Here is a 15,673-nt window from a genome sequence, read left to right on the forward strand (position 1 = left end):
GGGGCAGCGTAGTGCCCGAACATATGGGTGCAACAGCCGGGAATGTTGGCGTAACCTTCGGACCTACCGTAATAGTTAATGTTGTGGTGGTAGCGCACTGTCCGGCTGTTGGCGTAAACGTATAAGTAGTAGTGGCTGTATTGTTCAATGCCGGTGACCAGGTGCCCGTAATACCTTCATTGGATGTTGTGGGCAGGGCTGCGGGCGTGCCGCCTGAACATATTGGAGCAACAGCCGGGAACGTCGGCGTTACCTTCTGGTTTATCGTAATAGTTAATGTGGTTGAGTTAGCACACTGTCCGGCTGTTGGCGTAAACGTATAAGTAGTAGTTGTTGTGTTATTCAATGCCGGTGACCACGTGCCCGTGATACCTTCAATGGAGTTTGTGGGCAGGGCTGCGAGCGTGCCGCCTGAACATATTGGTGCAACAGCCGGGAACGTCGGTGTTACCTTCTGGTTTACTGTAATAGTTAATGTGGTTGTAGTCGCGCAAAGCCCTGCTGTTGGCGTAAACGTATAAGTAGTAGTGGCCGTATTATTCAATGCCGGTGACCACGTACCCGTGATACCCTCATTCGATGTTGTGGGCAAAGGGGGCAGCGTAGTGCCGGCACATATTGGTGCCACGGCCGGGAACGTTGGTGGGATGTTGGGATTAACCGTAACCGTATATGTTGTTGTTGTAGCACATTGGCCGCTATTGGGCGTAAACGTATATATTCCGCTGGTTGTTTTGCTCACTACCGAAGGGCTCCAGGTACCAGTTATGTTATTTGATGAGGTAGCTGGCAAAGTAACAACGGAAGAACCTGCACAAATAGTAGTGCTTGTACCGAAAGAAAAAGTCGGCACCACATTAGGGTTCACGGTAACGTTAAGGGTTGTTCCTAAAACGCAACCCGGCCCCGTGGCAGTAAAAACATACTTGCCTGATTGAGTTGAATCAATCACAGCCGGCGACCAGGTACCCGTAACTCCATTGGTTGATGTATTGGGCAACACCGGTGGGATACTGTCTTTACAGATCGAAAGGGATGTTCCAAACGAAAAAGTGGCTGTTGTGTTTGGTATTACAGTGATGGTAACCGTAACCGGTATACCGCAGGTGCCGGCAGCCGGAGTAAAAGTATAGGTGCCTGAAGTTTGATTATCTATAACCGGTACATTCCAGGTGCCCTTGATAGGGTTATCGGGGTTATCGGATATCGCCGGTAATGCCGGTGGCGTACTGCCTGCACAGAAAGAATCAAAGGAATTGAAAAGAGGAACAGTTATTGGGTCCGTTAAAACCACGCCTGTTAATACACTCTTTGTGCTACCGCCGGAATTAAATATAAAATTGCGATACGTGCCGGCGTTCAACCCCGCAATGGTTAATTCCCCTGCTGCAGTTGAAGTAAAAGATACAGGACCTATTGTTACACCAGCTGTATTCTTATAGGTTACCTGGTAAGTTGTGTTGGCCGATAGTCCGCTGAATGTAATCGACCCGTCAGAACTACCACATTTCGCTGGATTGGCACTTGATAAATAAACAGGGACTTGCGCCTGGGCATAATTGCACCAATGTGCAATAATTAATAAAATAATTAAGGGTACGGGTATACGTTTCATTTTACGGATATTGGATCAGTTAACGAATTATTGTTATAAGTAACAGATCATTGAGTGTAAATAAAGCAGGTCGGGGATAACTGATTCATAGTATTACTTGGATATAGATAATTTGTTAATTGTATGTCCTTGCATAGACATTATTTCAATTTTATATCCAAGTAGTTGTAAAGCCGTGGAGTTTCAGAAGACGTTACATTCGCCCCTTAATCCGGAAACTATGAAGAAATTAAAATTTCACATGCTACTACTATGTGTATTTGCAGTAAGTACCGTTACCTATGCACAGGAAAAACGCTACCCAATTGGTAACAGTACCAACGTACTGAGTGATTTTCACCGGCAACTGGCTACAGCGAAGACGAATGACATCAACCGCTTACAATTACAACTATCATCAACACACACTTTAACGGCTATTATTAATTATAGCAAGTCACAATAGCACCGCCAATCCGCCTCTATCTTACTTTTCCCGCACAATCGCTTACGACCCTTTTATCATCGTGCCACACCTTAGAGAATTATCGAACTAGGAGATAGAAGAATTAGGGTTAATTTATAAGCTTAAGATTCTTATTGCTAATTAATTATATTTGATGTTAACTGTAAACACATGGGGGCTTTATAACATAGATAGATAGATTTGAATGAGAAAACTAATAATCATACTTGGACTTATTGGACTGACAGTTATGGGTGTACTTTATGCCAAACTAAAATTCTACGATTCAAAACACCGACTTGACAGTGCAAAATATGAAGTAAAGCCACCTACCGACAAAGAGATAATAAAAAATGGCGACATTATTTTTCAGACCTCGCTGTCTGGACAAAGTAAAACCATTCAACTTGCGACAAAGTCAAAATATTCTCATTGCGGACTTATCTTCAAAGAGGGTAATGACTTTTACGTTTTTGAGGCGGTTCAACCAGTAAAGCGAACACCACTTAACAAATGGATTGCACGAGGGCAAGACGGAAAGTATGTAATCAAGAGGCTTAACAACGCAGACCAGGTTTTAACTTTTGCGACACTCGTAAAGATGAAGCAGGTTGGTGATAAATTTAATGGTAAAAACTACGACTTGACTTTTGAATGGTCAGACGACAAAATTTATTGTTCTGAACTCATTTGGAAAATCTATCAGCGGGCGACAGGAATTGAAATAGGCAAACTTCAAAAACTTAGCGACTTTGACTTGACAAATGAAGCGGTTAAGAAAAAAATGAAAGAGCGTTATGGCGACAAAATACCTCTTGACGAAATTGTGATATCACCAGGAGCAATTTTTGATAGCGAACTTTTAATAACTGTAAAGTCAAACTAATGACAACGAAACAACCTGCTTCAACACTTTCTTTGGAATGTTGCCAACAATTTGCCAGCAAATTCAGGCATGAAGCAAAGAACTGATTTCGTTTCGAAAGTAAGCCATTAAATAGTAAATCTGGCAAAACAAAACAACCAGCATGGATGGCTGCATGCTGGTTGTTGAACAGTTACCTGTAATGGTATTAGGCAGGGTTTGTTTTATTTATCCCTCAGAACATCACTTTTATTATACCAATCTTTGATCCGTTATCCGCATTCAACACTTCTGCAAATCCAATATTACCCTTAGCCATCGTGGTTGCAGGTATGTTTATGACATTCTCTCCCGTTTCCAGGGGCACCACAGCACTTATATAAAAAGTTTGTCCATGCAGGTCGGTCAGTCGCACCATTACATGTTGTTTTGCCTGACTGTTAATATGCAGATTGATAACATTGTTTATAACCGGATTAGGTTTTACCGTAATTGTAGTACGGGTAATATATGATAACCGCAGGGTAAGTACAGCACTATAGCTGCCATAACCGCTTTTATTAATCTCCCTGATGCGATAGTATATATCCCCACTTAACGCGGTCACATCATCACTGTATGTATAATCATTCAGCCCGTTTGCAGTAGTACGATACACTTCCTGCCAATGAACCGCATCCAGGCTTCTTTCCACTACATAACCGGTGATACCGGCTTCAGCAGTTGTTTGCCATTTCACGTCTGCATATACTTTTTGTGATACTGGTCTTTGTGATACAGATACATGGGTAAATGCTACCGGCAACACCGACAGATCGGTCAGCAGAATGGCCGTTGTGGAAAGTGCCGGAACGGTTATGGTCAATGAATTTGAATTTACCGCCACGGTATTTGCCTGCAACGCATTTTGCGTGTGCGATACAAAAGTCTCTGTTGCCGGTAAAGACGACAACTGCAATGTGTTGTAATTTCCATTGGCAACATTGAAATTGCTTAGGTTTATTGTAACAGTGCGGGAAGCGCTCATGTCACGGTTTACAAGCATTACCGTTAACGAGTCGGCATTTTCGTTTACCGAAGAGTAAGCAGATACCGTATTTTCAAGAGAAGAAGTGCTGGATACACTATATTTTTTTGCATTCCTGCTAAAGAGGTGCAGGGTTTCCCACATGCCGATAGACCAGTTCCAGGGAGAAAAGAGTTCAACGCCATTGTTTGCAAATGTACCCAAATTCGAAGCATATATAACAGATTCAAGGCTTGGGTTGCTGCTCGACATAGTACCCCATTCGCTTACGCCACATGTTATGCCATGGTTGGCACCAAAATGTTCGTTTAACCAGTCATCGATCCTTTTGAAAATATATTGTTTTGTAAGTGAGGCATCCCATCCGCCGGTACTTGTTCTGACACCATTTGAACCCGGATAATCATACGTTGTATCATAATAAATCCGGTGTCCCTGCAGCGCCTCCGCATCATTATTATAGAAGGGATAGTTGTGAATATCTACCACATCTACCAGTTTGATACCGGTTGCCTTATACTCATCGCCAAGGCGTTTTATGAAATACTCAATCCAGGGATAATACCGGCCATTTATGTATATACTTTCATTTGACCATTTGTACCATTGCCATTCAGAGGTTGCAACAGGCCCGCAGAGCTTGATGCCCGGATATAAAGCTTTTGCTTTCTTCGCTAATTCTATATAACGATCCATAAAGGCAGACGCCGATATCTGCGTTGGCATAGCATAATCATGCGTGCCGCTCCATATATCTACCTCATTGTCCATATTCCAGTATACAAACTGGTTTTTGTCAAGCCCTAAACCATTGGTTCCAAACCAATGATCAAGAATTCCTACAGAAGAATCGGCAGGCCAGGTCTGCGTAAACAAATTAATGTCTCCGTCAACCAGGGCTTTACTACCGCCGTTTGGATCGGGTGTTCCTCCACCGGCTAAGTTCTGGCCAACACCAGACCAATACTGGGATTGGTTGTAAGCCCAGTCATCGAAGTTGTTATTGGTGTTGGATGCAACCTGGCCCAGTAATTGAAAGGCAAACATGCCCTGGATATCAGGATAATTGGTAACAATGTTTTGTGCGTGTGCATCCCAGTCCTCATTATAAACATTATTATACCAGTCTGGATGAACCGTAATTTTCTTTCGCCAGTTGTAACCTGTTGCGTTATTTCCGCCGTTCATACGTGCGAAATGCAACCCCGCATCTTTATAAAATTGCACAGATTTGTCAAAGCCTTCATTTCGTCCATATATGTATGGGGAGATCAGGCGTTTGTTCTGCGTTGCATTCACTGAAATAGTTACATTCTGTGCAAAGGATCCTGCTGAAAAGCTATATAACAACAAAATCAGCAAATTCTTTTTTAGGTAACGTTGTTTCATTTGTACGGGTTTTATTCTTTGGATAATGATATTGAATGAAGTATTGTTTCACCGGCAATACCGTAACGTCTTTGCTCAACCAAACTATAATGCTAAGAATGAAGCAGTCTCTGAGTCAAATGTTATGCCATGGCGATCTAAATTTTAATAATTATTGTTGTTGGACTGATATCATGTGGAACATAACATATGCGGGTAGTATAACAGGCCGTATTATTCATTATTCCTGAGGCGAAGGAATATGTGATTGCAACCGGTTTTTGCATGTGTTTGTTAGTTCAATATCTTTATGATATTTATTAATAAGCTTGTTATGCTGAATACTGTAAAACTACCTTTATGCAGTTTGATACAAGGGATCAAAATGATGCGAACCAGGGTACGGAATGTTGCAAAGAAATGATTTCATGTACTTTTTATATGAGCCAATGCAGGACTACCTGGTGTGGGCAGAAAATCTAACGTAAAAAGTACTGGTTATATGCCGGATAAAGCTTCGGCATAATGGCATCTCCAATATATTGCATATCTAAAACATGATGCAGTATCTTCCGATGGACTATTGGCAGATATGCAAAGTATTAAGATAATCAAATTTCAATAAAGATCTCCGGTGATTACCCCCTTCATTTACCGTGATTTCCCCCTTGTCAGAATCGCATCTTTATCGTTACTTGCCCTATCACGCCATTTGTAATAGTTCAATACCTGTACAACTACCGCAGTTCTCTTACAGAAAGTTTTCTGTTAGGCTTGTTTAAGCCGTTTTACTAAAACCAAAAATCGTAGACATGAAAAGCATACTGCTGTTTATTGAGCGCTTATTCAATACCCTCCGGTATAACGGGTTTTACATTTTCCTTGCATTGCTGTTTCCCTATATTATCTGGAAACTTGATGCCGGTAAGGAAATCATCGTATCCATGGCCGAACAGCGCTTTACCCTGAATATAGCACTGTCCCTGGTAACCTTTTCCGCTTCTTGTCTCAGCATCTGGTGTGTCCCGACTCTGGCAATCCGCTTTTTTCAGTTTGTGACCAGCTTTTCCGGAGACGACGATAAGGAGAAAACGAAAAGTGATGCCCATAAGCAAAGAATCAGGGACTGCCTTTATCAGCAACTCATCAATGTATACAACGGCAAAAAGCTCAATAAAGAAGGTTGTAATACCAACAAAGAAGCGTACAAAGCCCAACTGCCTGTCCGCTATTTTGCGGTTGCCCCCTGGGGACTATTTGTATTGACCTGTATACAGGTTTTTCAAAACAATGCTATTATGATCGTTGGACTATTGCTCATCATTGCAGCCATAATTCTGATAGATCGTTTTAAACCAAAACTGGTCCGTTGCTATGAAATCCTCCTGGGCAGCAATAAGCGGCCACACATAGCCGAAACATTTGTGATACGGTATAAAATTCTGGGATTGCTCTATTTGGGTTTTATTTTTTTTCTGTTCTTTTTTCTGAAAGGAAATACGCATACGGATCTGCTGAAATGGTACCTGATACTGCTGAACTTTTTTTTCCTGCTCGTCTTTTACAGTTTTCTGTTGTATTTGGAAAACTCGCATTTGGAAACATATGTAAGCAAGCGCAAACCAACAACTGAAGCACAAAGAGAACTGAACCTGCCTTACCGCATATCCGATATCAACTATCGCATATTACTTATTTATCTGGTCGCGGCTATCGTCACATTTTATTTTCTCGATCAATACCAAAGGATTGAATACGTTTCCCCTGTAGTGATCATCGTAACCATGGCAACAGCCCTTATTATCTTTTTTGAGCTTTTCTTTACTTCCCAGTTGTTGTTGATCTATATTGTCAACCAGACTAGTTGCCAAAATCCGGAATGTAGCCTTTCATTGTACCGGAATCACTCCGACGAGCTCCAACAGTTTTTACTCAAAATCTACCGGTTCGTATTGCTTTTTGTCATTCTGGTGGTTATCAATCTTTATTTCTTTTCGTCCTCCAATAGTCATCGTATCAGGACAGTTGAGGCGAAACAAAATGAATATCTCCCTGCTTCGGCAAGACCGTCTATTACAAACTATTTTCAACACTGGCTGGCGTCAGGCGGCATCACCGGCAAGGACTCGGTTGTTTACCTGATCTCCGGGCAAGGGGGCGGCTCCCGCGCCGCTGTCTGGTTCTTCATGAATATGACAGATTTAAAAAACAGGTATCCCTCCTTTTATAATAAGGTCTTTTCGATCTCGACAGTTTCAGGAAGTACGACGGGAGCCAATATGTTTCTTGCCACGCAATACTTCAACCAAAGCGTGGGTTCAACGCACATTGACTCTGTGACAGCCGGCTTATATGGAAGAAATTATATGAGCAGTAGCTTTTACGGCTTAATGTTTGGCGATTTTATCGAAAGCCTGTTCGACATCGGTGATGCATTTCCAAGGGATAGAAACTATCACCTTCAAAAAGAAGAGCTCGCTGCCTTCAACGAGACTTTCAATACAGATTCCGGTGCGGCTTATTTTGAGAAAGACTACTTTCACCCTTACGCAGATCAACGGATGCTTTGGGACACCAGCCGGCACTGGCCATTGTTCCTCATTAATACCACAATTGTGAATTTTGGTACGAGGGCAGTATTCTCGCCGGTGAGCATGGACGACTTTAGCGTTGCGCGTGATCTCTACGGAGAGTTTAAAAACAATTCCTGCAATTCAGGTGATAACCTGCCAATGGTCACCTGTGTCAATCAAAGTCAGGCCTTCCCTATATTAAGCGCCTATAATTACCTTAATTGTATAGGAAGATTGGGCGACGGCGGTATTTCTGAAAATTCCGGTTGCGCAACGACGCTGGAGGTTTACCAGAAGCTCCGGCAGTATTGTGATAGCCACAATCTGCACAAAGTGAAGTTTGTGTGTCTCAACATTACAAACGGTAATCTTGAATCAGACTTTAAAGTTTCTTATAAGAAAGCATCCATCTTCAACACAGTCACTGCGGCCGTAAACAGCCCATTTGACGGAAGTGAAACCTATGCTTTTCACAACCTGGAGCGCCAGATACAATATCTCAAAAATTATAACAACGGCAGCAACAGCAACATGGATACGGTGATCAACTTTTCCCTTGACACGAGTATCACACTGACCAGGACAATGAGCAAGCAGGCCGTGGAGCGGATGTACAACATCATGAAGGCTAAGAAATTCGCTTTACCTAAATAACACTTCCATTTAAGTACATCATTAAAACACTTAATCCAAATGCGCACTTACTTCGATAAAAAATATCTGCCGTTTTACTTTATCATCTTTGTAATATTCAGGTATCTCTTTATCCTCATTGCACCTATGGTGATTACAGACATGGTGCGCACGCCTCATGTAATAGATGCGCATGTTTATGAATGCTGGGCTTTTTTCAAAAAAACATATATCCTTACTGCCAAACAAACATACAATTACAGCGCTTATAAGGAAGTATATTTTCCACTCGATACCGTATTCCCCTTTGTATACAGCCTGCTGTTTATGAGCACTGCCGATTATGTCAGGTCCTATAAATGGTTATACAACCCTTTGGTCATATTGATCGTAGCAGGAGCATTGTTTGACTATGCCGAAAACATCAGTTTCCGGACGTTCCTTGGCAGCAACAATGATCAACTTGCCGGGTTAGTGTCGTTTTTTTCAACCATTAAGACAATTCTTTTTGGTTTCAACCTTATATTTTCCCTGTTGACCTGGTTGATTTTTGGTGTTGTTGTCAGCATTGTAAAACGATACCGTAAATCATAAGGAAGCAACACAATTTTTTGCGTCGCAGTTAATACTTTTAACAATTACAGGAACTGGTAATAATCGATATTGGTTTTCATGACTATATCAAGCGGTAGGAAATAAGAAGGCGCTATTGTTTTTTTCAATATTAAATAGTCATAAAACAATTTGATTCCCTGGTACGCCTGCTTTTGGGGTTGCTGGCTGATGAGGAAATCGATGGCTCCATTCTTTAACAATTGAATATTTTTATCGATAAGATCATAACCAATCATCCGGTAATTCGATTTTTGCGTGGGAGTAACCGCGGATGCAATCATATCAATCCCATTAACGACAAATATTCCTTCCAAATTCGGGTTATCGCTGAAAATGGCTGAAATACCTTTGCTGATCGCTTGCTCATTTCCGGTATTATCGGTGAATCTTAGTATTCTTCTGCCGGCATTTTTAAAGTAAGTTAAAAACCCTTCCTCCCGGGCGGAAAACTGGATGTGGTTATCCTCTTCCCTTTCTATGGAAGCAATTAGTATGTCTGCCTTTTTTGAAATCGTATAATCCAATAAGTTAGCAGCCAGGTACCCGCTGTCCTTCGAGTTGCTTCCTATAAAACTGAGGTTAGATAACCCGGGAATATTACTGTCAAAGAAGATGACCGGTACATTTAAATCCTTATAATGTTGCAATAGCCTTATGGTTTCATCATAGAATACCGGTACCATAAAGATGCCGTCATAACCATCATTGATCACCTCATCTACGCGCAATTTAAAAGAAGCTTCGTTGTTTTGCTCAAACGTCAGTATGCTGATGTTGATCCCAAAGGGAGAAACGTCTTTCAATGCCTCCTCAAACCCGGTGTTATGGGCCAACCAAAAAGGGATCATATCGGTGGCTTCAGGAATTAAAACTGCGATTGTAAAATCTCTTGATGACTTTAACCGGCTGGCCAGGATGTTTGGGGTATACCCCAAATCTTTAATTGCCTGCAAAATACGTTCACGGGTTGCTTTGGAAACGCCACCCCGGTTATGCAATACCTTGTCAACAGGACCGATGGATACATTAGCCCGTTCTGCAATTTCTTTAATTCCGATGCTTTTATTTGAGCCTTTTTTCAAGGGTGGCAATATACATTTTTAATATAAAAATATTTGGAAGTACAAAATAAAGCATATAGTATTGCCAAATAGTTAACGTACACTATTTCGGCGAAAAACATTATAATTTGTTCTTAATCAATCATATAAATCGTTTTGCGCAAATCTACCAAAACCTGGTAATGAATTGAGATAATCTAAATAAAAAAAGCCATATGAAAAGTCTAAAAGAATCCTTCGAAAAAGAGGGGTATGTGATTGTTGATGTCTTAACGCAACAGGAAATTAATCACTTCAGGGGTATTATGGACGATTTGCTAAGCCCCAAAATTGAAGCGACCGACAAGCGGGTTCGCAGTTCTTCTTTCCAGCACCTGGGTGATGAAATAGCCTCGTTCGGCCAGGAAGCCCGGCAGTATTATTTTCATTTATTGACAAAACCCGGAACCGAGCCTATTCACCACGCCTTTTATAACCCGGTGATATTAAAAGTTATGGAAGAGATTATTGGGCCCAACCTGATCATCAACAATGCATCAATCCTGGCAGCAAATGCAGGTACCTCTTATTCCCTCGGCTGGCACCGGGATATCATCCAGATCCCGCAGGAAGAGATTGAAGACTGGCTATTTTCCAAAGAACGGTTCCATAACAGCGTACAGATCAATTTGCCATTGGTAGATGAAAATTCCCTTTGGATTGTGCCCCGCAGTCATAACCGGCCCAACACACCGGAAGAAAATGAAGCATTCCAGGGCTCGAAGCACTATGCTCCGGTTGGTGTGGAAATGCCCGGCGGTATGCCCGTTCCTTTAAAGGCCGGGCAGGCGGTGATCTATAATAATAATTTGATCCACAGAGGATATACCAGGACTATGGAAGTGCCGAGGCGCACCCTGCATATGGGCTACCATAGCGCGGCATACCCACCTACCTGGCATTTTTACCTGCTCAACTCCAGCCTGTTAACGCCTGAATACCTGCAAACGCTTAACCCCACTATGCGCAGGATGATGAACGAATACCTGGGATGCAAACGACAGTATCCGAATATGAGCGACACCTGGAAATATGATTATAATTTTCCCGGGCAATCAGTGAATTAGAATACCGGGTACCGTGGTACAACTTCTTTTAACCAGCATAATTGATATTAAATGAAACTAACGATTAACAAAATACTTGTAAGCTTTTTAGCTTTTCAGTTGCCATCCCTGCTTTTTGCCCAACAGCATGCCTTACCTCAGCAAACAGACCGTTGGGCTATTCAGCCTGATGGAAGTATAAAATGGACAATCAATGGCCGGCTGCCGCATACAGATCACATTGAAATGTCGGGAGAAAAAGTATCTGTTTGGGTTCAGTATGGATTAGATAGTGCAGGCAGATCTTCTGTTTTGCGAACAGTGGTCTTCCCCACATTCAGGATGCTGCCCGACGTTACCCGAAGCCACATTGATTATACTTTCCTGGACAACGAGCTACCCCGGTTCTTTATTAATAACCGGCAGTTAAAAATGGATCTGGCCATCGGGAAAAAGTCAGGCAATCTTTCCTATAACATAAAAAGCATCAGCCACAAAGGTATTATGCAGATTGATGCGATAACGAGCAATCCTGAGCTGGTAAAAATTGAACGGCGTATTTTTCCTTCCGTGGACAAACCTATGGTCATTGAAAAATTTGTTTTCACAAATACAACCGATAAGCCGCTTACCATTTCCATGGAATACCTGAAGCGTGAGGTAAGAACGGATAGCATTCAAAGTAAAGTAAGGCCGCACACGATCATAATGGCATCCGTAGGCGATGGCAGCCGGCTAGTGCAACCAGGTGAGCGCACCAGTTTTGCCGTTTGTTACCGGGCCACAGATTTTCCCGCCCAGTCCATTACCGTTGATGCAGATGTAGAAGAAAGCGCGCGTGAAAACCGCATTAAAACTATTTTATCTCCATTGCAATTACAAACGCCGGATACCATATTGAATACGGAGTTCTCATTTGCCAAAATCAGGGGAACGGAAAGTATTTACAAAACCAAGGTTGGTTATCTCCATGGCCCCGGCGGCCTTGCTTATTATGCGGCTGTCTGGGCAAATGACCAGGCCGAATATATCTGCCCTTTCTTTGCATTCCTGGGCGATAGCATTGGCACCCTCTCAGCGATGGCCTGTTACCGTTTGTTTGCCAGGTACATGAACCCCGAATACCGTCCCATACCCAGTTCCATAGTTGCCGAAGGGGATGCTGTATGGCAAGGCGCCGGCGACAGGGGCGACATGGCCATGATCGCTTATGGTGCTTCCCGGTTCGCACTGACTTATGGTAATCCTGATTCTGCAAAAGTATTGTGGCCGCTCATCACCTGGTGTCTTGAATACAGCCGCAGGAAATTAAATGACCAGGGCGTCGTTACTTCAGATCATGATGAACTGGAAGGACGCTTTCCATCCGGCAAAGCCAACCTGCCAACAAGCAGCCTTTATTATGCCGCATTGAGATCTGCGGCCGATCTCGGTAAACAACTGCATCAGCCCAAATCACAAACAGATGCATATTTAAAACAAGCAGCTATACTAAAAACTAATATCGAAAAATATTTTGGCGGTAACGTAGAAGGGTTTGAAGCGTATAAATATTACGAAACCAATGATGTATTGCGTGCCTGGATCTGCGTGCCCCTTACTATGGGCATTTTAGACCGGAGCAAGGGAACGATCAACGCCTTGTTTTCGCCCAGGTTATGGACAGTCGACGGATTGGCTACCGAGGCAGGTAAAGAAACTTTTTGGGACCGGTCAACCCTGTATGCACTTCGTGGTGTACTGCAGGCAGGTGAAACAGAAAGAGCAATGGACTATCTGCGCTATTATTCGCGCAGGAGACTGTTGGGAGAGCATGTGCCATATCCGGTAGAAGCTTATCCCGAAGGTAACCAAAGGCATTTGTCGGCCGAGGGCGGGCTTTATTGCAGAATATTTATAGAAGGGCTTTTTGGTATGCTGCCAACAGGTTTTAACAGTTTTAATTGCACGCCACGGCTACCAAAGGACTGGAATGAAATGGCATTAAATAACATCCACTCGTTCGGCCATGTGTTCGATCTCAAAATATCCAGGCTGAACAAGGAAAAATTAAATATTACCATAACCGAGGGCAGCAAATTAATTAAATACAAGATAAATGAGGGCGATACACAAGCGGTAACTTTATAGCATTATTTGATTCGGGGTATGTATCGAGGTCATTGCCAAAAACGACCGGGCCTTTATGCCACTACCCTATCTCGTTCAGATTGCCCCACATCCTGCATGAAAAAAAACTTTCAATAGTTTTTTGAGGCAATGGCAGCAACAGTTATGGCATTAGGCGGATATTCTCCGTTATAGTTATGAAGATTCCTATATAAGTTAATATCCAGCTATCATAGATTAAATTTTCCCCTTCATAATCACTTTTCACCCGCCGATAAGTACATTTTGCCGGGCGATAAGGTAAAAACGATGCGTAACAGATCTTTTTTCGTGGCGATAAGGTGAAAAACGTTGAGTGATAACTACTTTTTTCCTGATTATAAGTTAAAAAGGGGGCATTGTAGGTATTTTTCCCTGATTGTAGGTTATGAACAGTTAATCCTGGGTTTTTTCCCGTAGAAATAAGCTTAATAACTGTGATCATTAATTACTTTTTGTCACGATTTAGATTAATTACAATGAATTGTAATTTTTTTTCCCGTGATTTTGAAAATTACTGAGCATTTTAAGTAAATTCTCAATAAAAAAAATCTACGGCCGCTGAAAAAGTAACTATCACCGGAAGAAAAGAGTTATCAAGCCGGAACATGAATCTAAAAACGGCAAAAAAAGCAACTAACGCTGAAGAAAATGTAGCTTATCGATGGAGGAAAAGTAATTATCGTGCAGGGATTTAATGCTATAGCCGGGAAAAAACTAACAATAGCTACAAAAAAGTAACTAAACCCGGAAAATGTAGTTATAACCAATAGTTAGGAGGCTGCCGAAGGGCAGCGTGACGGAACTCGAATATCCTGCCATTGCAAATACCGATTCGTTATGCGTAATTTTATGACAAAAACGCTTAGACATAAGCTTAATTGAGGAGAGCTTTATATAAAGATTATAACTTTTAATCTGTGAGTACTATGACAAAAAATAAATTACTACGAATGGACAACGTCCTCATCGTCGTCGACGACCTCGAAGCCGCGAAAGCCTTCTTTGTCAATCTCGGACTCGAGTTGGAGGGCGAAACGACCGTCGGGGGCCCCTCCGTAGATCGTCTCATTGGCCTTCAGAACGTCCGTGCTACCATCGCGATGATGCGCACCCCTGACGGCCACGGACGGATCGAGCTGGACAAGTTCCACACGCCGGAAGCGATCAGAACCGGGCCCGGGAAGGCTCCGGTGAACGAACTCGGGATCCGCCGCATCATGTTCGCCGTTGATGACATTGATGACGTGGTCGAGCGCCTGCTTGCTCACTGGTCGGCGAAGTGGTGCAATATGAGGACATATATCGTCTCGCCTACATTCGCGGTCCCGAGGGCATCATCGTCGGGTTGAGCGAGCAGCTCAAGTAATAAATCGGTACTTTATTCTCTGCTGCTAAACGAGGATTTTGTGCAATTGAAAATCACAATGAAGGGACTCAATATTTGCATGGCATTTTTCAAAAGACCGACTAATGCCAGCAGGCAACAAAAGTATCCTTATCGTGGGTTGAAATTAAATCATAAATGTCAACATATTTATAACTATAGTTCTAAGCATCAACACCATTCAACTTTTAATTATAAATTTAACTGCAGCCTGAGCTGAACAGAACGCCAATACGGCAGCAACCCTTTCGCCATAACAAAATAACTATGATGAATAATCATTAATAATCAAAATGAATAAAGAAAGAATCTATAAAATTTTATTTGCCAGTGTTTATCCTTTGTATATTAAAAAGGCAGAGACAAAAGGTCGTACAAAAGAAGATGTTGATACCATAATATTTTGGCTAACTGGCTACAACAAACAGACGCTGCAACAACAAATCGATAAAAAAAGTGATTTCAAAACCTTTTTTGCGGAAGCACCACGAATTAACCCTAATGCTTCAAAAATTACAGGAGTAATATGTGGCTACCGGGTGGAAGAAATCGAAGACGAACTTATTCAGAAGATGCGCTATTTAGATAAGCTAATTGATGAATTGGCAAAGGGTAAGAAAATGGATAAGATTTTAAGAGAGTAAACTAAACTTTATAATGGCAAATCAGCTACCGACAACCAATTACCCATGAGCAAAGTTGTAACGGATAGACGTATAGCTTGTTCAGAAGTTATTTTTTCTGCCATTGATCAAAATATACTTATCGCTGGGATAGGGTGTTAGAAAAGAGCCGGCGACTTCTGTAAACTGTTAGCTTTGAACGCCGAACTCTATAAGCTTAGTTTTTCT

General features: G+C 42.1%; 13 protein-coding genes and 1 pseudogene. 8 read left to right on the forward strand and 6 right to left on the reverse strand.

Features of this window, described 5'->3' with window-relative positions; all coding sequences use genetic code 11:
• Positions 1-1,615 (reverse strand): annotated as a pseudogene (locus AC59IL_RS37905) (gliding motility-associated C-terminal domain-containing protein); the annotation flags it as partial.
• Positions 1,616-1,835: 220 nt separating this feature from the next.
• On the opposite strand from AC59IL_RS37905, the gene AC59IL_RS37910 reads away from it, so the two are divergent.
• Both AC59IL_RS37910 and AC59IL_RS37915 read left to right on the forward strand, forming a co-directional pair.
• A complete protein-coding gene (locus tag AC59IL_RS37910; RefSeq protein ID WP_496557468.1) occupies positions 1,836-2,060 on the forward strand; it encodes a hypothetical protein in 225 nt (74 codons plus the stop codon).
• 205 nt (positions 2,061-2,265) lie between these two features.
• Entirely contained in the window at positions 2,266-2,946 is a 681-nt protein-coding gene (locus AC59IL_RS37915; protein WP_496557469.1) for a YiiX family permuted papain-like enzyme, read from the forward strand.
• 214 nt (positions 2,947-3,160) lie between these two features.
• Here AC59IL_RS37915 and AC59IL_RS37920 read toward each other — a convergent pair whose 3' ends face one another.
• The 3 genes from AC59IL_RS37920 to AC59IL_RS37930 all read right to left on the reverse strand — a co-directional run bounded on the left by AC59IL_RS37920 (position 3,161) and on the right by AC59IL_RS37930 (position 6,915).
• A complete protein-coding gene (locus AC59IL_RS37920; protein WP_496557470.1) occupies positions 3,161-5,341 on the reverse strand; it encodes a glycoside hydrolase family 44 protein in 2,181 nt (726 codons plus the stop codon).
• A gap of 821 nt (positions 5,342-6,162) precedes the next feature.
• Complete coding sequence (locus tag AC59IL_RS37925) at positions 6,163-6,537, reverse strand: hypothetical protein (RefSeq protein ID WP_496557471.1); 375 nt, start codon at positions 6,535-6,537, stop codon at positions 6,163-6,165.
• A 93-nt stretch (positions 6,538-6,630) separates the two neighbouring features.
• On the reverse strand, positions 6,631-6,915 hold the full coding sequence (locus AC59IL_RS37930; RefSeq protein ID WP_496557472.1) for a hypothetical protein: 285 nt from the start codon (positions 6,913-6,915) through the stop codon (positions 6,631-6,633).
• Between AC59IL_RS37930 and AC59IL_RS37935 the strand changes: the two genes are divergently transcribed.
• Together AC59IL_RS37935 and AC59IL_RS37940 are read left to right on the forward strand one after the other, a co-directional pair.
• Positions 6,916-8,547: a hypothetical protein gene (locus AC59IL_RS37935; RefSeq protein ID WP_496557473.1), complete on the forward strand. Its 1,632-nt coding sequence runs from the start codon at positions 6,916-6,918 to the stop codon at positions 8,545-8,547.
• Positions 8,548-8,586: 39 nt separating this feature from the next.
• Entirely contained in the window at positions 8,587-9,120 is a 534-nt protein-coding gene (locus AC59IL_RS37940; protein WP_496557474.1) for a hypothetical protein, read from the forward strand.
• 44 nt (positions 9,121-9,164) lie between these two features.
• Here the strand turns inward: AC59IL_RS37940 and AC59IL_RS37945 are convergent, their stop codons facing one another.
• On the reverse strand, positions 9,165-10,223 hold the full coding sequence (locus tag AC59IL_RS37945; protein ID WP_496557475.1) for a substrate-binding domain-containing protein: 1,059 nt from the start codon (positions 10,221-10,223) through the stop codon (positions 9,165-9,167).
• A gap of 194 nt (positions 10,224-10,417) precedes the next feature.
• On the opposite strand from AC59IL_RS37945, the gene AC59IL_RS37950 reads away from it, so the two are divergent.
• Together AC59IL_RS37950 and AC59IL_RS37955 are read left to right on the forward strand one after the other, a co-directional pair.
• Entirely contained in the window at positions 10,418-11,308 is an 891-nt protein-coding gene (locus tag AC59IL_RS37950; RefSeq protein WP_496557476.1) for a phytanoyl-CoA dioxygenase family protein, read from the forward strand.
• A gap of 51 nt (positions 11,309-11,359) precedes the next feature.
• Positions 11,360-13,417, forward strand: coding sequence for a glucosidase family protein (locus tag AC59IL_RS37955; RefSeq protein WP_496557477.1), 2,058 nt, complete (start codon positions 11,360-11,362; stop codon positions 13,415-13,417).
• 142 nt (positions 13,418-13,559) lie between these two features.
• Here the strand turns inward: AC59IL_RS37955 and AC59IL_RS37960 are convergent, their stop codons facing one another.
• Entirely contained in the window at positions 13,560-13,880 is a 321-nt protein-coding gene (locus AC59IL_RS37960; RefSeq protein ID WP_496557478.1) for a hypothetical protein, read from the reverse strand.
• A gap of 508 nt (positions 13,881-14,388) precedes the next feature.
• Between AC59IL_RS37960 and AC59IL_RS37965 the strand changes: the two genes are divergently transcribed.
• The gene (locus AC59IL_RS37965) at positions 14,389-14,787 is read left to right on the forward strand and encodes a VOC family protein (protein ID WP_496557479.1); all 399 of its coding nucleotides are present in this window, start codon (positions 14,389-14,391) and stop codon (positions 14,785-14,787) included.
• A gap of 328 nt (positions 14,788-15,115) precedes the next feature.
• The gene (locus tag AC59IL_RS37970) at positions 15,116-15,466 is read left to right on the forward strand and encodes a DUF2200 domain-containing protein (RefSeq protein ID WP_496557480.1); all 351 of its coding nucleotides are present in this window, start codon (positions 15,116-15,118) and stop codon (positions 15,464-15,466) included.
• The last annotated feature ends 207 nt before the right edge of the window (positions 15,467-15,673 follow it).

The sequence above is a fragment of the Niastella sp. sgz303648 genome, from assembly GCF_059587045.1.